Source organism: Thalassospira sp. CH_XMU1448-2 (assembly GCF_037027285.1).
In the GTDB taxonomy this organism is placed as follows: domain Bacteria; phylum Pseudomonadota; class Alphaproteobacteria; order Rhodospirillales; family Thalassospiraceae; genus Thalassospira; species Thalassospira profundimaris_C.
On the sequence record NZ_JAYMEA010000001.1, the window covers coordinates 57,197 to 80,329 of the forward strand.

The window sequence follows — 23,133 nt, forward strand, 5'->3', positions numbered from 1 at the left end:
ACAAAGGGTGGCATTGCGCCGCCCTTTGTTTTTGATACAAGATCAGAAACCTAACACCACATACGGGATCACCATGACCGGACGGGAAATCGAAAATCTGATCAAGCTTCTGTCGCGTTTGCCCGGCCTTGGCCCGCGTTCGGCACGGCGCGCGGTGTTGCAGATGCTCAAAAAACCCGAAACCCTGATGATCCCGCTGGCCGATGCCCTGCACGAAACAGCAGCGGCCATGACGAACTGTGCCAATTGCGGCAATATCGATGTCACCGATCCTTGCCATATCTGTGCCGATCACAATCGTGGAACCGATATGATTTGCGTGGTCGAGGAAGTCCAGGACCTTTGGGCGCTTGAACGCGGTGCGGCGTTTAAGGGGCAATATCATGTTCTTGGCGGTACGCTTTCGCCGCTTGATGGGGTCGGCCCGGATGATCTTAAAATCGATCAGCTGGTCAATCGGGTGCGCAATGGCGGGGTGAGTGAGGTTATCCTTGCAACCAATGCCACGGTCGATGGCCAGACCACCGCCCATTACATCACCGAACGACTGATTGAAACCGGGGTCAAGGTCACGCGCCTTGCCCATGGCGTGCCGGTCGGCGGCGAGCTTGATTATCTTGATGACGGCACCCTTGCCGCTGCCCTGCGCTCGCGCAGTGCGGTCTGACGCAGCCTGACCTTATCCCGGTTTCTGTATCGCAAAAGAAAAGGGCAGCTTTCGCTGCCCTTGATCCTGACATGTGTCGTGATTTTTCAAATCGAATAAATCAGCTGTTTCAATCAAAATTGAATATCTAACTGACTTATTCAGGCGCTGTTTACTTGGCCTTGATTTTCTCGGCGGCCAAGCGTGTCGCCAGTTCATAGCCATAAGCCCCTGCACCGGCCATCACCGCATCGGCCACCGGACTGATCCAGCTTTTATGGCGGAATTCCTCGCGGGCGTGCGGATTGGAAATATGCAGTTCGATGATATAGCCATCAAAGGTTTTTAGCGCATCATGAATGGCGGCAGATGTATGGGTATAGGCACCGGCATTGATGATGATCGCGGCTGATTTCAGGCGCGCCTCATGGATCAGATCAATGATCGCGCCTTCGTGGTTGGACTGGCCGAAACGCACAGAAACATTCAACTCCCTTGCCAGTTCAACGCATTTTTCCTCGATCGTCTGCAAGGTGTCATAGCCATAGATTTCCGGCTGACGCTGCCCAAGCAGGTTCAGGTTCGGTCCATTGATGACAAGAATTTCCTGCACGCTCATTTCTCTATTCCCACCTTTATGCCCTGTCACAGCCCCCAATCCTGTGATCTTTGGGGGCCCTGTTTATTTCGCCGCGTCGCTGCGCCGGTTCATGCGTGTTTGTGATGCCAAACGGATTGGCGCATTGGCCGCCCCGAACCCACGATACGCCCGACGCTCCACCAGTTCAAAGAAGAAACGATTGGCAAAGGTCCGCGTATAGGCCTGATAATATTCGCCTTCGTCATCACGATCATAGAGAATATTACGCGCACGCAAACGATCAAGTAGTTCCGGTTCCAGACCAAACCGCGCTTCGATATCATCATAATAGTTTTCCGGGATCGGTAAAATCTCGACCCCGTTTTCCGCACAATAGTCGACCGAGGCAAAGATATCCTCGCTTGAAAAGGCCAGATGCTGCACACCGCTTCCGAAAAACTCGTTGAGGAACTGGGAATGCTGGGTATGGGGGCTTTGTGAACCATTAAGGATCAAGCGCACCGCATCACTTTGCACCACCTGACTTTGCACAAGCCCGCCCGGATCAGGGATATCAAGGGTCGGCATCTTGCCAAGATCAAAGATCGAGGTGAAGTACAGAAGCCAGGTCAGCATTTCCTCATACTGCATCGAGTATGAAACGTGATCGACAGCACGCAGCTTTGCCTTTGCGCTTTGTTCAGTCCTGGCCGGTTCAAATTCGACGTCCCAGATGCGCGACAATTCGCTGTGATCATCCAGGAAATAAACCAGACTGCCGCCGACACCGCGGATCGCAGGCATTTCGATCTCGCCTTCGCCCACCGCCTGACTGAACGGTGCGGCAAGCAATGATTGCGCACGATCAAGGGTCGCCTTGGCATCATCAACCTTAAGGCCGACTGCACAAACCGACGGGCCGTGAACGATGTTATAGGAATGCGCAAAGCCATCCTTGTCGCAATTGATCACAAGGTTGATGTCACCCTGTTTCCACCATGTCACGGCCTTGGTTTTATGACTGCCGCGCTTTTCAAAGCCAAGCCCGGCAAACAATTTTGCCAGTTTGTCGGCGGTTTCTTCCTCGACCGCAAATTCGACAAAGGCGACTTCCTGTGCATGGGCCTTGGGGGGCAGGGTTTTGGCCTTTTCACCGACCTTGACGCCTTCGATCCCGTCACCAAGATAGATCAGGGATCGCAAGCCATCCTTGGCAACGTTCTTGGTCGAGCTTGAGCGAAACTGATCGTTGAAAATCTCAAGCGACAGCGGCCCGTCATAGCCGGTCATCGCCAGATTGCGCATGAACTCGGCCAACGGGAAATCCCCCTGTCCGGGGAAGCAGCGGAAATGGCGGCTCCAGGACAGGGCATCCATTTCAAGGATCGGGGCATCGGCCACCTGTACCAGAAAAATCTTGTCGCCCGGAATTGATGAAATCGCATCAAGCGGCACCTTGCGCGCCATGATGTGGAAGGTATCGAGCACCAGACCGACATTCGGGTGATTGGCACGGCGCACCACTTCCCAGCTGTCGCGATAATCGCTGATATGCTTGCCCCATGACAGGGCCTCAAACGCGATGCGAAGACCGCGCTTGGCCGCACGATCACCAAGCTCCGCCAAATCCTTGGCCGCCCGATCAAGCCCGCCGAGTGAATGGGGCGATACGTTCGAACAGACCATCAAAAGATCGGTGCCAAGTTCTTCCATCAGGTCGAATTTGCGTTCGGCCCGCTCGAACGCACGGGTGCGCTGGGGTTCGGGCATGCCTTCGAAATCGCGGAACGGCTGAAAAGTCACAAGCTTAAGGCCAAGATCACGAATGGTCTTGCCAACATCGGCGGGCGACCCGTCAAAGGACAGAAGATCATTTTCAAAAATCTCGACCCCGTCAAAGCCGGCAGCGGCGATGGCATCGAGTTTTTCCTGAAGGTCGCCAGACAGTGAAACTGTGGCAATCGAGGTCAGCATTTTATCCCTCCGGGCTACGCAAATAGTGGTCCGGCCCCGTCAGGACATGTGCTGTTTATAACCAGAATCTGGTCATTTGTTCGGGGAAAACCGCAATGTGGTGTCCCCATGCAGCAGGTCAGTCCTGTGAACGATGCCGGTAGGTTTCAATATGATCGGTCAGCCTTGCAATCGCGGCCTCTGCTTCACGTGCAAGGGCCAGTTCGCAAAGTGCGCGATGTTCATCGATAATTTCCTGCCCACGGAAACCGTGGGTTTTCAGTTCGATCACGACATAACGCCGGAACTGATCGAATATCTCGCGGTGAAGACGAAGATGAAGGTCCGACCCGCAGGCCGAAATCAGGGCCTGATGGAATTCGCGGTCATACTGGCTCCAGCGAACGGTCATTTCGCGGCTGTCTTCGACCATCATCTTTTTCTCGATGGCCGACAGCTTGTGATGTGCTGCGGCAACACGCGCTTCCCATTCGACATCGCCGTTCTTCATCGAAGCTGTGAGGCCGTCGCGTTCAAGCAAAAGCCGCATCGCCGTCAATTCCTTGAAATTGGACGGCGATGTTTCAACAACCCGAAAACCCTTCTGGCCTTCGACAAAGACAAATCCGGACGCCACCAGACGATTGAGCACCTCGCGCAGTGTATTAACGCCAACGCTATAACGTTCGCGGAGCGCTTCAAGCTTAAGCTTCACGCCCGGCTGCAATTCGCCATACAGGATGTCGTCGCGAATTTCGTTATAGACCGTCTCGGCAACGGTACTACTGCTGCTGCTCATCGTTTTCCCCTACCCTGTCAATGCCTCGGGATAGGCATTGAAATATTCTGTTCTTGCAGCATCGGCATCAATTTCTGCCCCGCTGAAAACCTCGAATGCTTCAATACCCTGAAAGAAGAAGAGTTCAAAGCCGGTCATAACCTCAATCCCCGATTTCGCCGCTGATCGCAGGAACGCGGTTTCAACCGGGGTATAAACAGCATCAAAGGCCCATTTCTGCCCGCCAAACAGGTTGGTATCAAACGGACAGCCGGGATACTGGTTCATGCCAATCGGGGTGCAGTTGATCAGGCCATCAGCCGATCGCACCGCATCGGCAAGATCATCTTGACCGATAAAGACGGCATTGGCACTGGCAGCGCGCATGGTTGCCACCAGTTCTTCGCCACGTGCTGCTTCCTTGTCATGGATCAGGATTTTATCCGCACCCAGCCCGCGTAGTCCGAATGCGGTTGCAAGCCCGACGCCCCCCGCGCCGAGTTGCAAGACCGTGCCCGGCTTCGCATCGCCAAATTGCTGGCGATAGCCGCGCATGAAACCGACAAAGTCGGTGTTATCCCCGCGCCAGCCATCTTCACGGAAGACAACTGTATTAACCGCACCAAGCGCCTCGGGCAGGCGTTTACGCGGCGTAATAAGCTTGCGCGCACTGGTTTTGTAAGGGTGCGTCACATTGACCCCGGCATAGCCGGTTTCCGCACATATGGTCAACTGTCTGATCAGATCGAAATCAGCAATCTGATCGCTGTCGAGATAATCGTATGTAACATCCATCCCGCACATACGGCCCAGCAAAACGTGCAGTCGCGCTGACTGGCTCCGTGAAATGCCTTTACCGATAAGACCGAGCTTCAACATGGAAGGGTATCCTAAAATCCAAACAGGTTAGGCAAGAAGGTAACGATGTCGGGGACAAAGGTGATGATGATCAGCACCAAAAGCTCGACCACAAAGAACGGCATGATCGCCCGGATCATGCGTGCCATCCCGACCCCGGCAACGGCATCGGCAACAAACAGACACAAACCCATTGGCGGCGTGATCAGACCGATCATCAGGTTAAAGATGACGATGATGCCGAAATGCGTCGGATCGATGCCAAGACTGATCGCAATCGGATGCAGGATCGGCACAAGAACAAGCATCGCGGCAATGCCTTCAAGCACAAGACCAACCGCCAAAAGCATCAGGTTGATCAGGATGAGGAAGGTCACCGGGCTGTCGACATAACCCAGGACAAATTTGCTGATCGATTGCGGAATACCGGCAAAGGTCATGAACCAGTTCGCTGCGGCAACCGTTGCCATAATGATCAGAATGCTTGAAGAATCGCGCATTGCACCGGCAAAGATGCCCGGAAGATCCCCCGGTTTAAGCTCGCGGAACACAAATAATCCGACCACCAGCGCATAGAACACAGCAAAACTTGCGGCCTCGGTCGGTGTCACAATCCCCGCCAGGATCGAACCGATCACAAATATCGGCATGAAAAGCGGAATCAGACCATTCCACACTGCTTTGAGCTGTTCGCCCATCTTCATGCGCTCACGCGGTTTCGCGTAATTCTTTACGAAGAACCGCACATAAATCGAAAGCGCAATCGCCAGCAAAACACCCGGGACAATCCCGGCAAGGAACAATGCCGGTACCGACACATTTGTAGTGATCAGGGCATAAATAATGACCGGAATGCTTGGCGGAATGATCGGTCCGATCACAGATGACGCTGCGGTCAGTGCGGCGGCAAAGTCACGCGGATAGCCTTCCTTTTCCATCGACGGAATAAAGATACGCCCGATGGCCGATGTATCTGCCACCGCCGATCCCGAAAGTCCGGCAAAGATCACAGATGACCATATATTGACCTGTGCGAGACCAGCCTTGGCATGCCCGACAAGGGCATTGGCCAGATTAATCACACGCGAGGTAATGCCACTGGCATTCATCAGTTCGCCCGCCAGAACAAAAAGCGGGATCGCCAGAATGGTAAAGCTGTCCATGCCCGCAAAAATGCGCTGGGGCAGCAAATCAATGCCAAAGGTGCCGGTGCTGATATAGGCCACAAGGCAAAGCGCGATTGCAAAGGCAACCGGCGCGCCAATCGCAAGCAGCGCAAACAGGGTAACGCCGGTAATCATGCCTCACCCCCGGTCGAATTCTTGTTGATAGCCGATGCCAGACGCAAGATCGCAGCAATCACAAGGCAGATACCGCCAATGGTGATGGCTATTTGCGCCCAGTACATCTGAATGCCGATGCCCGAGGCAACAATACCCCCGCGCTTGGCAGCAAAAATCCAGCCAGCATAGGCAAGCACACCGCCAAGGATAAGGGTCGCGGCATCGACCACAATCGCAAGCTTGCGGCGCAAGGCCGCAGGCATCGTATCAATCACGATGCTGAACGTGATCTGGGAACCCTGCAGATAGGCGAATGCCACACCAAACATGCAGCCATAGATCATCGCGTATTTCGCGACTTCTTCGCTCCATTGCAGCGGGGAAGAAAATAAATAGCGGCTGACACTGCCAGCAAAGACAACACCAAAGACGACGAGGATACTGAACCCCGAAAGTCCGGCGAGCAAATGCTTGAACGCTTTCTCTACGCGTTGCATGGGTTCCCCCGGATCATCGCGGAAAATTCTTGTGCCTCTGGGGCACGGCGGCAGGAAAAAGGGCAGACCAGGCGCAAAGGAGGAGCCCCCGGTCTGCCAAAACCGGTTACATGGAAGCTTCTGCTTCGGAAACCGCTTTCTGGAGCTTTTCGATCCACTCGGCGTCGATCTGACCCGAAAGCCAGCTGATCACTGCCGGCTGGGCGGCATCACGGAACGCCTTGAGCTGCTCGGCGGTCGGCGTGGTGACTTCCATGCCTTCTGCGGCAAGTTTCGCAACACCTTCGGCAGAGTTGAACTGCTGAATGGCACGGCCAACATTCGATGCAACACCGGCGGCGCGACGCAGAAGCGCCTGATCGGCCTCGGAAAGACCCTGATAGACAGCTTCGTTGATCACGATGAAATCGGTGCCATATACGTGACGATCAAGCGTCAGGTATTTCTGCATTTCATAGAACTTGTTGGCATAGATCACGCTGATCGGATTTTCCTGACCATCAACCGTACCGGTTGTCAGTGCAGTCGGAACTTCCGGCCAGGGAATCGGGGTCGGTTCACCACCAAGAGCCTTGACCATCTCAACGAACAGCGGAACGGTCATGACGCGAATTTTCAAGCCATCCATGTCTTTTGGTTCGGCAACTGTACGCTTTGAGTTGGTGAAGTTACGGAAACCGGTTTCACCATAGGCCAGGGTACGAAGACCGGTTTTTTCAAGGCAATGTGCAGCAAGTTCGTCGCCGAAACCGCCGTCCAGAACGTTCCAGGCAACGTTTGCATTCGGGAATACATACGGAATATCAAGAACGGCTGCCTCAGGGCAAACCTTGGAGAACGGACCCGATACCATCGACATGGCAAGCGTGCCGTCCTGGGTGTTCTGCAGAAGATCGGTTTCACCACCCAGCGCACCGGCCGGGAACAGTGCGACCTCAATACGGCCACCCGACTCTGCTTCGACAATATTTTTAAAGACCTGGGATGCTGCACCTTTTTTTGAGGTGGTCCACTCTGCCGGGTCAACATGGGCAAAGTTCAAGGTCACGTCAGCTGCTTGCGCGGAATAGCCAAATGACGCAGCAACCATGGAAACGGCACCAAACAGGGCACCTTTGGAAATCATCTTCATTACATCCTCCCTATTGAACGACATCCCGCAGACTGTGGTTGCTTGTAACAATCTTGTTCTTGCGCAGTCCGGTTTCGGAATTAGGATAATTTAAAAAATATAGGAGATTTTGTCAAACATTCTATATTTTTAAAAAATCGGCTGTTTCCCTGCCTTTCCGGCTTTTGATTGTCACATCAAGCCATTTTCCCGGGACCAGACAAAGGTGTCTCCACCAGTGTCGCTTGCCTCCACATTGGCCCTCAGAACAAAATCGCCAAGGCATTCCAGGCTGGCTTAACACTGCATCTTGCTGTTTCATAAAGGATCATTTGCCATTGAGGCCAACAATGGCGGATTCGAAAACAGCTTGCTGCAAATCCGGTTATTTGTGCTACTTTGGCTGAGAAATTTGACGATTCGCCCCTTGAAGTAACGCTATTTCCAAAGTGAATCCCGTGAACAGTGTCAACGGCCCAACATCACCGCAGCTTGCAAAGATCGCTTCGCGTATTCTGGCGGGAAGCTTCCTGTTCGAGGATCTTGATCCCGAACTGCTTGAACAACTCTCCAGCCAGGCGACCGTCCGCCGGTTCGAAGATGGTCAGCTGCTGTTTGAAAAAGGCTCGCCTGCCGATGGTCTTTATGCCGTGGAGGCCGGTAAGGTTCGTATTTCCTCGGTCTCGGAAACCGGCAAGGAAATCGTTCTGAACGTGTTGGCACCCGGTGCAGTATTTGGCGAAATCGCCCTGCTTGATGGTGAACCCCGCACGGCCAGTGCGCGTGCCGTCGGCCCGACCCGGACCCTGTTCATCTCACGCGATGACTTCTTTGAAATCTTTGACCGCGAAGCCCCGCTGCGCAGACACATCACGGCTCTTCTGTGCCGTCGGTTGCGCTGGGTCAGCGATCTTCTTGAAGATGCCAATTTCCTTGATCTTACCGCACGCCTGATCAAACGCATTCTGTGGCTTGCCGAACGTCATGGCGGCCCGGACCCCGAAGGCATTCGTATCGCACTTCCCCTGTCACAGCAGGAACTTGGTCTGATGCTTGGCGTGACCCGTGAAGCCGTGAACAAGAAGCTGCGCGAACTCGAAAAGCAAGGGATGATTACCCGGCGCGATGGTCGCCTGATCATCAAGGACAGCGACGGTCTTAAACAACTTCTTGCTGATGCCATCAAAAACTGAACCCTCGGATTCATTATTTGACCGCCTTGTCGCACGCGAGGAAAAGCGCGGACTGATCCTTGTTGCGTTTCTGCGCATCTGCATGCTGGCCTTCATCCTGTTGCTGTTTAGCAAACCGGATTCGCCAACCGGCAAACTTTATACCCTGCTTGAAGTTCTGGGCTGGTTCATCCCTGGCGTTCTGATCCAGCTGTTTGTTGCCTTTCGCGGTGGTAAAACATACTGGATGATCTATCTGCTCGCGGTCGTTGATGCCGTTCTGATCGTTTATGTCTCGATCGTTCCCGACCCGCTCAATCCCCTGATTGATCATCCGGCCTGGCTATACGGGTTCATTGTCCGTGACCGTGGCGTCGTCTTTTCGATGATCATGATGGCGCTGGTCATCATGACATTCTCGCCGCGTCTGATCCTGTGGTTCGGCTTCTGGCTGTTTATATCCTGGTGTGGAGCGATATGGTGGCTGGCAACACGACCGGGCGTCATTGTGTCCCAGCATTTCGGCGATGAATGGAACCCGACGCAGCAGGAACTGATTGATACCTATAACCTGCCGGAATTTGTCGATATCTCGTCACTGGCCGAACAGGTGATTATCGTCATTGTCTTCACACTGGCCTGTGCGGTGATGGTTTCGCGATTGCGGGTTCTGATCAACCAGTTTGCCGCAGCCGAACGGGCGCATGGCAATCTCGCGCGCTATTTCCCCACGGCCCTTGCCGACCAGCTTGCAGATCGTGATGAACCTGTCCGGGTTGGCGAACGCCGCGAATGCGTCATTCTGTTTGCCGACATTATGGGCTTTTCAAGGTTTGCCGAAAAACGTGACCCGCAGGAAGTCATGCGGTTCCTCAATCAGTTCCACCAGATTACCACCAGCCAGATCGGAGCCTATGGCGGGATTGTCGAAAAATATATCGGCGATGCGGTAATGGCGAGTTTCGCCGCCTTTGACAATCTTGAGCGTCCGGCGGCCAACGCGCTTTGTGCCGCCCAGGCCATCCTCAGTCAGGTCGCCGAATGGCAGGCCCGCGATCCCGCCGATGGGGACGCGCCCCTTAAAATCGGGGTCGGACTTAATTTCGGCGCGGCTGTTGTCGGCGATATCGGACAACGCGAAGCCATGACACCGGCCGTTATTGGTGCCAGCGTCAACCTTGCCGCCCGCCTTGAACAGGCAACCCGCGAGCTTGGCAGTGATATGGTGATCAGCATCGACTTCGCCCAAAAGCTGCATCAGGAAATTCCTGTTTGCGCGCCGGCACTTATGGCGCAATATAGCCAGATGGATAGCATTCACGTCAAAGGTCTTAGCGAGCCGGTCGCTGTTCTGTACCGTCCGTCAGACCAAAGCTGATCGCAAAACCGTGACTTGTCTGCCAACCCCTTGAAATACGGGCATCCGCGCCCAAAGTGCTTTGCATAAAGATCGCCCAACAGGACATATGATCCCCGCAGGAGGAAGCGATGGTAACGACGTCTGACGCGAACACACCGGCTACGGATACAGTTCCGACTGCCGTAAAGCTGACAACCCTGTTTGGGGAACGCGAATTTGCCTGGGACAAGGCGATCTATTTCCCGGCCGGTCTCAAAGGTTTTCCCGACCATAACGTGTTTGCACTGGCAAGCTTCCCGGGCGATGGCGCAACACCCTTTATCCTGATGCAATGCCTGACCGAACCGGAACTGGCCTTTATCGTTGCACCTTACAATCTTGAAAGCGGCACGATCCGTCCCGAGCATCTTGAACAGGCCTTCAACATTCATGGCATCAAGAAAAATGACGGTGCGGTTCTTTTGATCGTGACCCTGCACAAGCCCGAAGACGGTGACGTCGTCATGTCACTTAATCTGCGTGCACCGATCATTATCGATACCTCACGTCAGGCAGCCTATCAGCATCACCTGCCCGAAGCCGGTGGCTATTCATTCCATCATGTTCTGAATTGACGTTTTCGGGCCACGGGCCAAACGCCGATCTGTTTCATGCCGGACAAGACGCATCCGCCGTCTTGTCCGGTTTCTTTTATGTGCGAATTCATGCCTGTCGCGGTGAAATCCGCCACGGGACAAAACACCCGAAATTGTCCCGGACTTTCCTTGATCCTGCCATCTTTTCACGCAATGGTAGCATCGCTAACTCATTTAAAATCAATCAAGGGACCGGAAATGGCAGGAACATTGCGTAACCGTTTTGCATTGGCGGCGATGCTGGGCACAGCGGTATTTTTCGGACAGGACCTCGAAGCGGCCAAAGCGCAAGACACGGTCGAGGAACGCGACAATCTTGGACCGGCGATCCCGCTTTCGACCGATGCCCGCACCAAATTGCAGCTGACCGTTTATCCGGGCAACCTGTCGCTGGTGGCAGAACAACGCAAGGCCGCCATCCCCGAAGGCCAAAGCAGCCTGCATATCAGCGGCCTGCCATCAACATTGATTGATGATTCCTTCCTGCTGGGGACAGCCAAGGACAGTGATCTTGTCTGGACGTCCCTGCGCAATCGCGGCAACGGCTATAACGCCTTTGACAGCCTGCTTCGCGATCATATCGGCAAGACGGTTACCATCCGCCGTGGCGACGATGACCTGATCGAGGGCAAGCTTGTCGCGCTGACCCATCTTGCACTGGTGCAGACCGATGCCGGGATCGAGCAGGTCCCGGTTGATCAGGTCATCCTATCCGACCTGCCAGAAGGCTTTACGCTTGACCCGGCGATTGAGGCCGATATCGCAACCACCGCCCCGCTTGACCATGTGTCGATGGCCTATCTGCTGGGCGGCATTGGCTGGAACACATCCTATATCGCGGCCTATGACAGCCAGACCAATCAGCTCAAACTCTCGGCGATTGCCCGTGTGACCAACAATTCCGGCACCGGTATCAAGGACGCGCAGCTTCGTCTGGTGGCGGGCGACCTTAATCAGGTCGGCTCAGCCCCGATGGCCAAGGGTGCGCGTACGGAAATGATGATGTCGGCCATGGCCGATAGTGCACCTGCCGCCGGTGCACCGGATCGCGAGACTTTTGAAAACCTGCATGTCTATGGCCCGTTCAACGATCTTTCGATGAAAGACGGCGATACTGTCATCCTGCCCTTGATCGATGCACAGGTTCTGCCGGTCGAACGCCGTTCGATTTTCCAGTCATCAAGCAATCCCTATGGCATGGGACAAAGCAGCCAGACCGATTTCATCCGTCCGGAGCTTGAACTCAAGATCACCAATGACGGCGGGGCTGATGAAAAAAGCCCATGGCCAGCTGGCATCATGCGTATTTTCGCCAAAACCCCGTCCGGTGATACCGGTTTCCTTGGCGAAAACTATGTTTCCCTGACCCCGGTCGGACGCGATGCCATCATTCCGGTTGGTCAGGCCAGCGAACTGTCCGGCACCCGCGAAGTCACGTCATTTTCACGCAAGGCACGCCCGAACCTGCCCGACGAGGTCCATGCCGATCTGAACTGGACCGTTCGCAATACCAGCACACGTGATGAAGTCATCACCATCCGCGAAAATGTCCCGTCTGACTGGAAAGTCACGTCTGAAAGCCACAAACATGACCGCCCGGAACCGGGCCTGATCACGTGGGAGATAAAGGTTCCCGCCAACTCGGATATCAAGCTGAGCTGGTCGGTTGAAAGCAGCCGCTAGGAACCAAATCCGACCCGACATTGAACTGCTGCAAGACAGGGTGTTTTGCAGCAGTTTTTATATGCCCGAGCTATTTGACCCAGCCTATTTCACGCGGCCCTTTCGCGTCGTGTAGAATGATTTTGCCAGCGGCATCAACAGGCCAGCATCGGGTAGCTGATCGATCATTCTGCACAGATCGGCGTAAATGCAGATCAGTTTGGTCAACAATACAAAGGCTTCCTGATTATCAAGCCCGGCAAACTTGCCCAGAACCCGGATCGCATCACGCGCGGCATCACATGCAAGGTCATTACGCCCGGCCCCGCGCAGGGCAAGAACCAAGGCGGCGAGTGAATAGCCAAGATCAAGCCGTTCGGTATCATCCTTGCGCCCGATGCAATTGCGCAGCCGGTCCCGCCTGAGCGATACGGCCTGACTGGCAGCATCCACCGCCCAGTCCCATTCTTCTGCCTCAAGCTCAAGGGCGGCACGGTTATTAAGACTAAGCGCAAGACCGGCAATCGCCGCATCACGTGACGTGGGAAGATGCAGGGCAAAAATCGCATCGGCCTTGTCAAACAGGCTTAGTGCGTAATCCCGGTTGCTGTAATGCTCGCCACTTGCCATTTCGAGATAAAGGCGCGCAACCGCCAGTGAATTGGCATCTGCCTGTTCAAGATAGGACAAACGCAACGCATATTCGTCCGATTTGTCCGCCATCCTGATCCCGCCACCTCGTTATCCATACAGGGTGCATTCGATGTGATTGCCCCCGGCAAAAGACGTTCATGACCGGTATCTTGTGAAAGATGTCAGGGGTGGGCCCCAAATCCGCGATAAGCTGTTTCACTGTCTTGGGCAGCCTGCTAGGGTCGGATAAAGTGTTTGTGCTTTTGCTTGCCCCACTGCCTGGAATTCAGCCCCAAATGAGCTTACAAACTGAAACCCTGCGCGCCTTGTATGGCACCTGGCGGATCGCCCGCGGCGATGCGGGTGGACTGGCGTTTTTCAATTATTCGCTTCAGGGATTCTGGCGATCCTTCCTTGCCGCTGTGATCATTTTCCCGGCATTTGTGCTGTTGCGCGGCCATGACCTTATGGCGGCACCCGACGATTTCCCGGTGATGCGCTATATGACGACCGAGGTGATTTCATATGTCATCCGGTGGGTCGCCTTTCCGCTGGTGATGTTTCACATTGCCCCGATGTTGGACCGGGCAGAACGCTATATCGGATTTATCACCGTCTATAACTGGGCCTGTGTCATTCAGATGGGTGTTTATCTGGTTGCCCTTGCCCTGGCCGCACTGTTCCCGATGCTCGGTGTGGGCGGCTTTGTGATGATCGCGATTGTCGCGACGCTGGTATACAGCGTCTATATCACGCACCTGACCCTTGCCATCCCGGTGCTGACGGCAAGCGCCATTGTCATTGCCGATTTCCTGTTATCAATCATCATTCAATCAATCGGTATCCGTTTGGCCGTCGGGCAGTTATTCTGATTTTATAACGCTTTAAAAAATTATCCGTCATCAGGGAGAAACACAAAATGAAACCCGTCCTTGCCGTGACCCGCCGACTGCCAGATGCCGTCGCGAAACGTGCTGCACAAAGTTATGACATCCGCACGCAGGAAGGTGACGATCCGCTGTCACGCAACGAAATTCTTGCCCTGTGCCATGGGGCGGATGCCGCCCTTGTGTCGGTTGGCGATCCGATTGATGCGACCTTCTTTGAAGAACTGCATGACAGCGTCAAAATCGTTGCGACCTTCTCGGTCGGGACCGACCATATCGATCTGGCGGCGGCTAGGAAAAAAGGCGTTATTATCGGCAACACACCGGGCGTTCTGACCGATGCGACGGCCGATATCGCCTGGCTTCTGATCCTTGGTGCGGCGCGCCGCGCGAGCGAGGGCGAGGCCGAAGTTCGCAACGCCACCTGGTCAAGCTGGCGTCCGACCCATCTCATGGGCACCCAGGTTACCGGCAAGCGTCTTGGCATTGTCGGCATGGGCCGTATTGGTCAGGCGGTTGCCAAACGTGCACGCGGTTTTGATATGGATATCCATTACTACAACCGCCGCCAATTGCCCGCCGATCAGGAAATGGGTGCGACCTATCACGACAGCATCGAAGGCCTTTTGCCCCATTGCGATTTCCTGTCGCTGCATTGCCCGTCGACCCCGGAAACCCGTGGCATGGTCAATTCCGACTTCATCGCCAAACTGCCTGATGGCGCGATCATCGTGAACACCGCGCGCGGCGATGTCGTCAATGATCAGGACCTGATTGCCGCCCTGAAATCGGGCAAACTGACGGCGGCTGGTCTTGATGTTTTTGCAGGCGAACCAAACATCGAACCGGCCTATCGCGATCTTAAAAATACGTTCCTTTTGCCGCATCTGGGATCAGCCACCGTTGAAACCCGCAATGCCATGGGCTTCCGCGCGCTTGATAACATCGATGCCTTTATTGCTGGCAAAGAGGTTCCCTATTCGGTGTGACGCCGACTGTCCGAACCCTGAACAAACAAAAGGCGCTGTCACCAGCGCCTTTTTCATTTCTGTAATTTGATGCCGATGGCCGACTTAGCCAAGGTCGCTTTCCTCGCCTGCAGGCAGGATGCAGGCGATCTCGCGGCCATCGCGGCTGATCTTGACCCGACCACCATGAATTTCGACCACCGCGCGCACCATCGCCATGCCAAGGGCACGGCGGGCCGACGGAGACTCACCATCGCGCAGCCCTTCAAACAGCATCGGTTGCGGTGCCTCGTCAGAAAGCGAGATTGAAATTTCGATATCCTCGCCACGACGGCGTGCGACCACAGAAACCTCACTGCCCTCAGGGGCGGTGCGCAGCACATTGGTCACCAGAATGAACAATGCCTGTTTCAAACGCCGTTCATCTGCCACCATCCAGCCGATATTGCGCGAACAATACAGGCGCAGCGATACATTCAGCTCGGCCAGACGGGCCCGTGTCAGAGCCTCAAGAGAGCGTAACAACCGCCTTGGATCAACCGTATCCAATTCAAGTGCTACCTGCCCCGAACCAAGCGTCGCCAGGTCGCGCATATCGTCGACAAGGGCCAGCATGCTTTGGGCTTCGGCCCGGATCGTTTCGACCGAACGCGCAACGTTGCCGGTCAGATGCGGGATCAAACGATCAGATTCGCCATTGATATGATCAAGCGGCTTGGTCAGTTCGCGCGATACGGTCGAAATGAAGTCCGACTTCATCTGATCGGCGGTGCGCAAAGCCTCGTTGCGTTCCCGAAGGGCACGCTCAACCCGGATGGTATCGGTCACATCAATATAGGACATCATCACCGCCCCGTCAGGCAGCGGCACAATGGCAAAATCAATGATCGTGTTATCGGACCGCTCAAGGCGGCCATTCATTGGCTCGTGATTGGTGATGCGCGCAACCATCCGGCTTTTGAACTTGTCCCAGTCTTCACGTTCGCGCCAGAAATCCTTGGACTTTTCCACGACCTCGGCCAGATGCGGGGCAGCATCAAGGAAGGCCGGATCAAGACCCCAGACATCGGAAAAACCATGGTTATAAAGCCGCAAGCGCCCGTCACCACTGATCACCCCGACCGCTTCATGCAGGCTTTCAAGCGTCTCGCGCTGAACCGCAATCAGGGTGTTATAGGAACTTTCAAGCACCAGCTTGTCAGTGACATCCTCATAGACAAACATCAGTCCGCCAAACGGATGGGGCGAGATAAACCGCCTCAGCGTCATGCCATTGGGCAGATGCATCAGATCTTCTTCGGGTTTGAGAAGATCGGTGAAACGCTGATTCTCGGTATTGCGGAACTGGGTAAAGTCGGTAACTTCGGGCAGTTTGCGTTCATCGCGCAACCGTCTGAGAACATCATCATGTGTTGGTTCCGACCACAGCCATTCGTCATCAAGGTCCCAAAGCTTGGTAAAGGCGGTATTAAAGAAAATAAGCCCCTTGTCCCCGCCATAAACCGCAATCGCCGTACCGAGATTTTCAAGCACCTCGGCATGGGCGCGAATATGGCGCGACAGATCGGACTGCAATTCCTCGACCGGGGTGCAATCAATCGCAAACCCGACCAACCCGTCTGATTCGCTGGTATCCTGTGACGGGGATTCGGTAATGCGCAGCAATTTTCGGTCGCCGCGAATGACCACATGATAATCGCGCGTCAGGCTTTCGCCATTGCGCTGCACCGATGCCGCAAGCGACCGACCATGATCGGGAATGATCCCCGCGCCGATTTCAGACTGATTGGCCAATGCATCTTCGATAGTCGGTTGTTCGACCGCATCGGCATAGGCCGCATTGCAATCAATCAGACGCAGCTCGCTATCGCGCCGCCACACCGGGAAGGGCAGGCTATCAAGCAACGCCCGAAGCCCCGATACTTCATGTTTCAGGGCCTGAAAATCACCGAACTGGTTTTCGCGTTCGCGGGTATGACGGGTTTCATCGCGGAACCATAATCCATGGGCCAGAACCGTTGCCGACCGGTCCTTGCGCGCCGCCATGCCGGTGACGTGGAATTTGCGTTCATCAAGGGTGGTAATCCAAAGCTCGAACCGGTCATGTCCGGATTTAAGGCTCCGCACGCGTTCCTTAAGTGCCTTGGCATCCTCATCGCGCAAAAGTTCGAGCAAATCGGGAAACCGGCCATCATTGCCCAACTGAAAGGCCCGCCGCAAAGACGGGCTTGCCCCTTCGGCAAAGCCCTGCTGGCTCCAGTAATAGACCGGGTCCGGACCGGCAAACAGAAGATGGGTGAAAAGCTCGCTCTCACCGGCAAGCTCATGTTCGTGATCTTCGACTTCTTCAATATGACGGCGCATCCGAAGCGACATCCGCCACCCGATCCAGCCGGCAATCGCCGCTCCGCCTACAGCTGCCAGCCCGACCACCAGCCAGTCACGATCACTGAGCCCCGCAAGGTTGCCAAAAATCGTCGCCCCGATTCCCTCGGGTGCCGGTGTTTCCGAGGCCTGATTAAGTCGAAACTTCTCCTGGGCATGCAGACCGGCGCCAAGAATAAGCGTGGTCAATGCCGACACACTGCCGCCAACAAGGGCAGAAAGCCGACATTTGGGCAATTTGCGCAAAAATGCCCTTGGCTTATTCGTTCCCCCAATCCGTTTGGAAGCTTGCTCGGATGCGTTCCGTGTCACGTGTTGTTAACCGTTTGTGTTTATGAGCTATTATTATGGTGAAAACGGTGTGCTTTTACCACCGTTTCGCATCATCTCGGCAACAGCCTTGTCTGAGGCCGTGTTTCACGGGGTTCGCCTGTGGAAAAACCGCGATGACATGGGCAATGAATCCGTTTATGTCTGCGGTATTGGCTTTAACAACAGACACAACGTACCCGTCATTCCAAAGATGAGTCCCAAACCGCAGCTAGATCTTTTTGCACCGCGCGCGGCGGCCAAACCGGCCGCGTCCCAAAAGGAATCTGCCGCGCTCAAGGTGACCAAGGATCCGGGACCGGAAATCGGTGATCTGTTTGATACCAATTTCAATGCTGCCGACATTGCCGAATGGGAACTGCTGTTTCGCGATGTTCCGCAATATAACTACCATTTCAAGCGTGCCCAGATCGCATCGGCCTTTGACCGTCCGCTTCATAAAAAGCTGATTGCATCACATGCCTTTGAACGGTTGCGTGAAATTTCGTTTCTGGGTGCCATCGACTATCTGTTCCATCCCAATGGCAAACCGGCAAATATCCGTCATTCGCGCTATGACCACACCATTGGCGTTGCCCTGCTGTCACAGCGTTATTGCCGCCTGATGGGTCTTTCGGATGCCGATTGTGATTTGCTCGGTGCTGCGGCCCTTTTGCATGATATCGGGCATGGGCCGTTTTCCCATACGCTGGAACCGGAATTTGCCCGGCGGTTTAACCGCAACCATCATCAACTGACCAATCAGATCATCACCGGCGAGGTGCAGCTTGATCTGTCGGTCAATCATCTGCTGGTCAAACACAATGTTGATCCGAACGAAGTCATCGCACTTCTGTCAAAGAAATCGGATCACCCCCATGCCAGCCTGTTTTCCGGCCCGGTCAATATCGACACACTCGAAGGTATCAGCCGTACCAAGACCTATGTGCATCCCAACCATGTGCATTGCCATCCGCGCCTGCTGCTTGAGGCCGCCGTCAAACTTGATGCGGACTCGCTCAAGCGTCTGGACAAGTTCTGGCAGCTCAAGGAAGACATCTATCGCAACTTCATCTTTGGTCCGATGTGCTTTGCCACAGACCATCTGTGCCGTGAATTTGTTGTCAAAAACGCACCCGACTTTGCAGCCGATGATTTCCTTTTGACTGAAAAGGCGTTTTTAAACAGCCATCCGGCCTTCAAGAAGTTCCTGCACAGCCTGAAAAACCGGATCGAGCTTGATGGCGTTGCCGATGCGGTTGATCATCAGATCAGCGCATCGGCCAGCACCCTTGACCTTAACGAGGCCAAGGTGCCGCGTCGTGAATTCCACATCAACAAGGATGTCGAAGTCAGATGCTTTGCCGATCTGTCAAAACGCTATTACGAGGAAAAGAACTCGTTCCTGCGCCGCGTCGGCAGCCTGACCGACCCGGCCCAACAGGCCGCCGCCGCAAGCCTGTTTGATTAGGGAACTTGACGGTTCTTGCAGGTGGCTTGTGATGGTGACTTGAGGCCAGGGACATCCTAGTCACGGTTAATCGAGGCGAGGAACGTCTGGTTCGCGGTTGCAAGATGGCGCTCAAGGGCTTTCACGGCCGCGTCCTGATCCCGTTCAAGAATCGCATCAATAATTTCAAGATGTTCTTGTATGGCAAGAACGATGCGTTCGACCTGATTCTTGTTGGACCAGCGATAATGAAAATGGAAGATCAACGATATTGAATCCTGAAAGCCATCCATGAACCGGTTCCCGGTGGCCGCATTCAGCATTCTGTGAAAGCGACTATCAAGTTCAGAGAACTCGATAAATCGTGTTTCGATTTCCCTGCGCAGCTGAATATGCTCTTGACGAATACGCAGCATTTTCCCCCAGAACGGGTCTTCCTTGGGAATCGTGAAAACTGCCCTGATTGCGCGCGTTTCAAACATCTGGCGCACTTCATGAAGTTCAAGGGCATATTTCTCGGTAAAGCCTTCCAGAATCCAGCTTCGCTGTGGTTCTTTGCGGATAAATCCAAACCGGCTTAGCCCGATCAGAAATTCTCGAACAGTTGTATTTGAAACCCCGAACTGTCGGGCCAGAACCGCTTCACGAAGACGACTACCCGGTGGGGGTTGCATCGTTCTCAGCCACATCATGAAATCAGTTTCAAGCTGTTCTTCAAGACTTCTGATGTCCGAGTTTGGAAAATAGTCGGATTTTCTGGTGCTGCGCAAAAACGTGATCGGAAAACTGTCTTCTGAAATCAGACCGATTTCGCGCGCACGTTGCAGGATGCTGCGCGCCAGCGTCCTGCTCACTCCCAGCAACCTTGCCAGTCCCGAAATGGTTTCCGGGCAATTTCCAACTGCAACACTATCAAGCCAGGTATTGAAGCTGGTCTTGAATTTCTGATCCGAACGAGCCACCAAAGCTCCTGTCTTTTTGGATGTTTTTTAAGCATTAAAGACAGTTGAGGTGAATAGCAACTCTTCCCTAAGATCACAGAGAAAAACAAAAACTAAAATAATGCACATTCACGGAGGAAATAATGTTCACTCGGAAATTGTCCCGTACGCTTCTGATGGGATTGACGGCCTTTGCAACCCTTGCTGGAATCTCACAGGCTTCCAATGCGCAAGAAGTTTTGAAATTCGGCCATGTCTACGAAGTAGACACCCCGTATCACCGCGCTGCCCTTGAAGCCGCTTCGCTGTTCTCGGAACGCACAAACGGGCGTTATGAAATCAAGGTATATCCGGCATCCCAGCTTGGCAAGGAAGCCGCCATCAACGAAGCCCTGACCCTCGGTTCGATTGATATCATCTATACCGGCGTCGCCTACCTTGGGCAGACTTATCCGCCGATCTCAATCTCGGACTATCCCTTTGCCCTTCGCGGCTATGATCATTGGTCAAACTACGTCAAATCGGATTTGTTTGCCGAATTATCCAAGGAATATACAGATGTCACCGGTAACCAGATCGCCGGTCTCGTTTACTATGGCGCACGCCATGTAACGTCCAACAAACCGATCCTGACACCGGCGGATATGAAGGGCTTGAAAATTCGCACGCCCAATGCCCCTGCCTATCAGATGTTCCCCAAGGAAACAGGGGCCAATCCGACACCAATGGCTTTCTCAGAAGTGTATCTGGCCTTGCAACAAGGTGTGGTTGATGCACAGGAAAACCCGCTTCCGACCATCAAATTCAAGAAGTTCTATGAAGTACAGTCAAACATCAATCTGACGGGCCATATCATCAACTCCCTGATCATGCTGGTGTCGCCATCGACCATGTCGAAACTGGGTGAAGAAGACGGGAAATTGCTGCTCGACACCCTTCAGGAAGCCGGCATTCATGCATCCGATGAAATCGTGAAAAGTGAAAATGAGCTGTCTGAATGGTTCACCACACAGGGCGTTACGGTCAACAAGGTTGATCGTGGTCCGTTCATTGATGTCATTGCCCCGCGCCTGAAAAGCGACGACATGCCTTGGGATCCGGAAATTTATGAACGCCTGCAGGCGATCAAGGGTTAATCCTGTCTAACCTTTCCATCCCAAATCCGGCCGGGGGAAGCCATTTCCCCCGGTTACGTCATGTTCCGTGCCCAAGGAAGAGACAAAATGTCTGACATCAACGGGGATCTTTTCAAGGAACAGGAACGACAAGAAGCCGAAACGAACTTCCGACTGAACATCACCTGGGCCGACTTTCCGGCTTTGCTGGTTTTCTGTGCCTTGTTCGTTACGGTGTTCCTGCAATTCTTCACCCGCTACGTCCTGAATGACTCGCTGGCCTGGACCGAGGAAGTCGCGCGTTACCTGCTTATTCTTCTGGCCTTTGTCGGTGCGATAAAATGCCAGCTTGTCGATAGTCATATCCGCCTTGAATTTATCGACAAACTTGCCGGGCGGGGACTGACCAAGCTCAAACTCGTCGCGCTGGTACTGTCATCGGGCTTCTTCGGCTTTGCCATCTATTCCCTCAATGAACTTATGACGAAGACCTCGTACCAGAAGATGGTCTCTCTGCCGCTTCCCAAATACTACTTCTATGGATTGGTCCTGATTGCTCTTGGCATCCTTTTGGCGGTCCATCTTTACCAGATTTATCTATTGCTGCGGAGAACGCGCTGATGAGCTTTATTCTTCTTCTGGTATCGCTGGTCGTCCTGATCGCCCTGCGCTTGCCGATTGCAGTTGCGCTGGGCCTTTCCTCTCTTCTTTATATCCTGCTCGAAGGCATGCCGCCTGTCGTTCTGCTGCACAATATGATCAATGGCATGAACAGTTTTCCACTTCTGGCCATCCCGTTTTTCATTCTTGCCGGTGGATTGATGAATTCGGCCGGGATCACCAGCCGGATTTTTGCCTTTGCGCGGGCACTTGTCGGCTGGGCCCACGGGGGTCTGGGGCATGTGAATATCGGCGCCAGCATCGTTTTCGCCGGTATGTCGGGTGCCGCCGTCGCCGATGCCGGTGGCCTTGGATCTATTGAAATCAAGGCGATGCGTGATGCGGGATATGATGATGATTTTTCGGTCGGCATCACGGCCGCATCTTCGACCATCGGCCCGATCATTCCGCCTTCGCTGCCGCTTGTTATTTTTGGCGTCATGGCCTCGGTCTCAATCGGGGAACTGTTTGTTGCGGGCATCATCCCGGGTCTTCTTATGGCCGCGTCCCTGATGGTGATGGTCTGGTGGATGGCACGCAAACGCAACTATCCGCGTGATGTCGCTTTTAGCCCGAAGCTTGTCGGATCAACGTTCAAAACCGCGTTTCTGCCGCTTCTGACCCCGGTCATAATTGTTGGCGGCATCGCATCGGGCATGTTCACCCCGACCGAAGCCGCCGTTTGCGCGGCAAGCTATGCCATCCTTCTTGGCATGGTGATTTATCGAACCCTAAGCTGGAAAAAGCTGATCCGGGTCTCGATTGAAACCATCGAAACCACCGCATCGATTTTGCTGATTGTTGGAACCGCAAGCGTCTTTGCCTGGATCCTTGCCGCCAATCAGGCAGCTGTTGTGTTCTCTGAAACACTGCTTGGCCTGACACAGAACAAGGCCCTGATCCTTCTGATCATTACCCTGATCGTGCTTGTGATTGGTCTGTTCATGGAAACCATCGCGGCAATTTCCATTCTGGTCCCTGTCTTGCTGCCCGTTTCATTGCAGCTTGGTATTGATCCGATCCATCTGGGCATCATCGTCATCCTCAATCTGATGATCGGTCTTTTAACGCCCCCCATCGGGATGGTGCTTTATGTGCTCTCTAAGGTGTCGGCAATTCCATTTGAACGCTGTGCCAAGGCCACCATGCCGTTCCTCGTTCCACTGATCGCTGTGCTGCTACTGTTGACCTATGTGCCTTCGATCACCCTGTTCTTGCCCGAACTTCTCTATCGGCAATAAAGCACGAAG

At 54.1% G+C, this 23,133-nt stretch carries 21 protein-coding genes; 11 read left to right on the forward strand and 10 right to left on the reverse strand.

The window, feature by feature from the left end; translation table 11 throughout:
- Positions 1 to 73 precede the first annotated feature (73 nt).
- Complete coding sequence (gene recR, locus WA318_RS00290; protein ID WP_336079400.1) at positions 74 to 667, forward strand: recombination mediator RecR; 594 nt, start codon at positions 74 to 76, stop codon at positions 665 to 667.
- Between the two features lie 151 nt (positions 668 to 818).
- Here recR and aroQ read toward each other — a convergent pair whose 3' ends face one another.
- The 7 genes from aroQ to WA318_RS00325 form a co-directional block, all read right to left on the reverse strand.
- Positions 819 to 1,265: a type II 3-dehydroquinate dehydratase gene (gene aroQ, locus WA318_RS00295; RefSeq protein WP_114096124.1), complete on the reverse strand. Its 447-nt coding sequence runs from the start codon at positions 1,263 to 1,265 to the stop codon at positions 819 to 821.
- A gap of 63 nt (positions 1,266 to 1,328) precedes the next feature.
- Positions 1,329 to 3,200, reverse strand: coding sequence for a bifunctional sugar phosphate isomerase/epimerase/4-hydroxyphenylpyruvate dioxygenase family protein (locus tag WA318_RS00300; protein ID WP_114096125.1), 1,872 nt, complete (start codon positions 3,198 to 3,200; stop codon positions 1,329 to 1,331).
- A gap of 118 nt (positions 3,201 to 3,318) precedes the next feature.
- Positions 3,319 to 3,978, reverse strand: coding sequence for a GntR family transcriptional regulator (locus WA318_RS00305; RefSeq protein WP_336079403.1), 660 nt, complete (start codon positions 3,976 to 3,978; stop codon positions 3,319 to 3,321).
- 9 nt (positions 3,979 to 3,987) lie between these two features.
- On the reverse strand, positions 3,988 to 4,836 hold the full coding sequence (locus WA318_RS00310) for a shikimate dehydrogenase family protein (protein WP_114096127.1): 849 nt from the start codon (positions 4,834 to 4,836) through the stop codon (positions 3,988 to 3,990).
- Positions 4,837 to 4,847: 11 nt separating this feature from the next.
- Positions 4,848 to 6,116: a TRAP transporter large permease gene (locus tag WA318_RS00315; RefSeq protein WP_336079405.1), complete on the reverse strand. Its 1,269-nt coding sequence runs from the start codon at positions 6,114 to 6,116 to the stop codon at positions 4,848 to 4,850.
- Entirely contained in the window at positions 6,113 to 6,595 is a 483-nt protein-coding gene (locus WA318_RS00320; RefSeq protein WP_336079407.1) for a TRAP transporter small permease, read from the reverse strand. The genes WA318_RS00315 and WA318_RS00320 overlap by 4 nt, the downstream gene beginning before the upstream one ends.
- A gap of 106 nt (positions 6,596 to 6,701) precedes the next feature.
- A complete protein-coding gene (locus WA318_RS00325; protein WP_114096130.1) occupies positions 6,702 to 7,727 on the reverse strand; it encodes a DctP family TRAP transporter solute-binding subunit in 1,026 nt (341 codons plus the stop codon).
- Positions 7,728 to 8,164: 437 nt separating this feature from the next.
- Between WA318_RS00325 and WA318_RS00330 the strand changes: the two genes are divergently transcribed.
- The 4 genes from WA318_RS00330 (at position 8,165) to WA318_RS00345 (ending at position 12,556) form a co-directional block, all read left to right on the forward strand.
- On the forward strand, positions 8,165 to 8,899 hold the full coding sequence (locus WA318_RS00330; RefSeq protein ID WP_114096131.1) for a Crp/Fnr family transcriptional regulator: 735 nt from the start codon (positions 8,165 to 8,167) through the stop codon (positions 8,897 to 8,899).
- Positions 8,883 to 10,256 carry an adenylate/guanylate cyclase domain-containing protein gene (locus WA318_RS00335; protein WP_336079410.1) on the forward strand — a complete coding sequence of 458 codons (1,374 nt, stop codon included), beginning with the start codon at positions 8,883 to 8,885 and terminating at the stop codon, positions 10,254 to 10,256. Before WA318_RS00330 ends, WA318_RS00335 begins: the two co-directional genes overlap by 17 nt.
- A gap of 110 nt (positions 10,257 to 10,366) precedes the next feature.
- Positions 10,367 to 10,852 carry a flagellar assembly protein FliW gene (gene fliW, locus WA318_RS00340; RefSeq protein WP_336079412.1) on the forward strand — a complete coding sequence of 162 codons (486 nt, stop codon included), beginning with the start codon at positions 10,367 to 10,369 and terminating at the stop codon, positions 10,850 to 10,852.
- 219 nt (positions 10,853 to 11,071) lie between these two features.
- Positions 11,072 to 12,556 (forward strand): DUF4139 domain-containing protein, encoded by a 1,485-nt coding sequence (locus WA318_RS00345; protein ID WP_336079414.1) that lies wholly within the window; start codon positions 11,072 to 11,074, stop codon positions 12,554 to 12,556.
- An 84-nt stretch (positions 12,557 to 12,640) separates the two neighbouring features.
- On the opposite strand, the gene WA318_RS00350 is transcribed toward WA318_RS00345, so the two are convergent.
- Positions 12,641 to 13,258 carry a hypothetical protein gene (locus WA318_RS00350; RefSeq protein ID WP_336079416.1) on the reverse strand — a complete coding sequence of 206 codons (618 nt, stop codon included), beginning with the start codon at positions 13,256 to 13,258 and terminating at the stop codon, positions 12,641 to 12,643.
- A gap of 206 nt (positions 13,259 to 13,464) precedes the next feature.
- On the opposite strand from WA318_RS00350, the gene WA318_RS00355 reads away from it, so the two are divergent.
- Both WA318_RS00355 and WA318_RS00360 read left to right on the forward strand, forming a co-directional pair.
- The gene (locus WA318_RS00355; RefSeq protein WP_336079418.1) at positions 13,465 to 14,040 is read left to right on the forward strand and encodes a hypothetical protein; all 576 of its coding nucleotides are present in this window, start codon (positions 13,465 to 13,467) and stop codon (positions 14,038 to 14,040) included.
- Between the two features lie 47 nt (positions 14,041 to 14,087).
- Positions 14,088 to 15,044 carry a 2-hydroxyacid dehydrogenase gene (locus WA318_RS00360; RefSeq protein WP_336079420.1) on the forward strand — a complete coding sequence of 319 codons (957 nt, stop codon included), beginning with the start codon at positions 14,088 to 14,090 and terminating at the stop codon, positions 15,042 to 15,044.
- Between the two features lie 84 nt (positions 15,045 to 15,128).
- On the opposite strand, the gene WA318_RS00365 is transcribed toward WA318_RS00360, so the two are convergent.
- Positions 15,129 to 17,645, reverse strand: a complete 2,517-nt coding sequence (locus tag WA318_RS00365; protein WP_336079422.1) for a sensor histidine kinase — start codon at positions 17,643 to 17,645, stop codon at positions 15,129 to 15,131.
- 97 nt (positions 17,646 to 17,742) lie between these two features.
- Between WA318_RS00365 and WA318_RS00370 the strand changes: the two genes are divergently transcribed.
- Positions 17,743 to 19,188 (forward strand): HD domain-containing protein, encoded by a 1,446-nt coding sequence (locus WA318_RS00370; protein WP_336079424.1) that lies wholly within the window; start codon positions 17,743 to 17,745, stop codon positions 19,186 to 19,188.
- A 56-nt stretch (positions 19,189 to 19,244) separates the two neighbouring features.
- On the opposite strand, the gene WA318_RS00375 is transcribed toward WA318_RS00370, so the two are convergent.
- Positions 19,245 to 20,129: a GntR family transcriptional regulator gene (locus WA318_RS00375; RefSeq protein ID WP_114096138.1), complete on the reverse strand. Its 885-nt coding sequence runs from the start codon at positions 20,127 to 20,129 to the stop codon at positions 19,245 to 19,247.
- 122 nt (positions 20,130 to 20,251) lie between these two features.
- Here WA318_RS00375 and WA318_RS00380 point away from each other — a divergent pair, with 122 nt between their 5' ends.
- From WA318_RS00380 to WA318_RS00390, 3 genes are all read left to right on the forward strand, one after another.
- The gene (locus tag WA318_RS00380) at positions 20,252 to 21,244 is read left to right on the forward strand and encodes a sialic acid TRAP transporter substrate-binding protein SiaP (protein ID WP_114096139.1); all 993 of its coding nucleotides are present in this window, start codon (positions 20,252 to 20,254) and stop codon (positions 21,242 to 21,244) included.
- Positions 21,245 to 21,331: 87 nt separating this feature from the next.
- On the forward strand, positions 21,332 to 21,844 hold the full coding sequence (locus WA318_RS00385) for a TRAP transporter small permease (protein WP_181850124.1): 513 nt from the start codon (positions 21,332 to 21,334) through the stop codon (positions 21,842 to 21,844).
- Entirely contained in the window at positions 21,844 to 23,124 is a 1,281-nt protein-coding gene (locus WA318_RS00390) for a TRAP transporter large permease (protein ID WP_114096141.1), read from the forward strand. The genes WA318_RS00385 and WA318_RS00390 overlap by 1 nt, the downstream gene beginning before the upstream one ends.
- The last annotated feature ends 9 nt before the right edge of the window (positions 23,125 to 23,133 follow it).

What these genes read in the sequence shown, in the direction of transcription:
- recR (WP_336079400.1), top strand. Translation starts at nt 74, where the DNA reads ATGACCGGACGGGAAATCGAAAATCTGATCAAGCTTCTGTCGCGTTTG.
- aroQ (WP_114096124.1), bottom strand. Translation starts at nt 1,265, where the DNA reads ATGAGCGTGCAGGAAATTCTTGTCATCAATGGACCGAACCTGAACCTG.
- WA318_RS00300 (WP_114096125.1), bottom strand. Translation starts at nt 3,200, where the DNA reads ATGCTGACCTCGATTGCCACAGTTTCACTGTCTGGCGACCTTCAGGAA.
- WA318_RS00305 (WP_336079403.1), bottom strand. Translation starts at nt 3,978, where the DNA reads ATGAGCAGCAGCAGTAGTACCGTTGCCGAGACGGTCTATAACGAAATT.
- WA318_RS00310 (WP_114096127.1), bottom strand. Translation starts at nt 4,836, where the DNA reads ATGTTGAAGCTCGGTCTTATCGGTAAAGGCATTTCACGGAGCCAGTCA.
- WA318_RS00315 (WP_336079405.1), bottom strand. Translation starts at nt 6,116, where the DNA reads ATGATTACCGGCGTTACCCTGTTTGCGCTGCTTGCGATTGGCGCGCCG.
- WA318_RS00320 (WP_336079407.1), bottom strand. Translation starts at nt 6,595, where the DNA reads ATGCAACGCGTAGAGAAAGCGTTCAAGCATTTGCTCGCCGGACTTTCG.
- WA318_RS00325 (WP_114096130.1), bottom strand. Translation starts at nt 7,727, where the DNA reads ATGAAGATGATTTCCAAAGGTGCCCTGTTTGGTGCCGTTTCCATGGTT.
- WA318_RS00335 (WP_336079410.1), top strand. Translation starts at nt 8,883, where the DNA reads ATGCCATCAAAAACTGAACCCTCGGATTCATTATTTGACCGCCTTGTC.
- fliW (WP_336079412.1), top strand. Translation starts at nt 10,367, where the DNA reads ATGGTAACGACGTCTGACGCGAACACACCGGCTACGGATACAGTTCCG.
- WA318_RS00345 (WP_336079414.1), top strand. Translation starts at nt 11,072, where the DNA reads ATGGCAGGAACATTGCGTAACCGTTTTGCATTGGCGGCGATGCTGGGC.
- WA318_RS00350 (WP_336079416.1), bottom strand. Translation starts at nt 13,258, where the DNA reads ATGGCGGACAAATCGGACGAATATGCGTTGCGTTTGTCCTATCTTGAA.
- WA318_RS00355 (WP_336079418.1), top strand. Translation starts at nt 13,465, where the DNA reads ATGAGCTTACAAACTGAAACCCTGCGCGCCTTGTATGGCACCTGGCGG.
- WA318_RS00360 (WP_336079420.1), top strand. Translation starts at nt 14,088, where the DNA reads ATGAAACCCGTCCTTGCCGTGACCCGCCGACTGCCAGATGCCGTCGCG.
- WA318_RS00370 (WP_336079424.1), top strand. Translation starts at nt 17,743, where the DNA reads ATGAGCTATTATTATGGTGAAAACGGTGTGCTTTTACCACCGTTTCGC.
- WA318_RS00380 (WP_114096139.1), top strand. Translation starts at nt 20,252, where the DNA reads ATGTTCACTCGGAAATTGTCCCGTACGCTTCTGATGGGATTGACGGCC.
- WA318_RS00385 (WP_181850124.1), top strand. Translation starts at nt 21,332, where the DNA reads ATGTCTGACATCAACGGGGATCTTTTCAAGGAACAGGAACGACAAGAA.
- WA318_RS00390 (WP_114096141.1), top strand. Translation starts at nt 21,844, where the DNA reads ATGAGCTTTATTCTTCTTCTGGTATCGCTGGTCGTCCTGATCGCCCTG.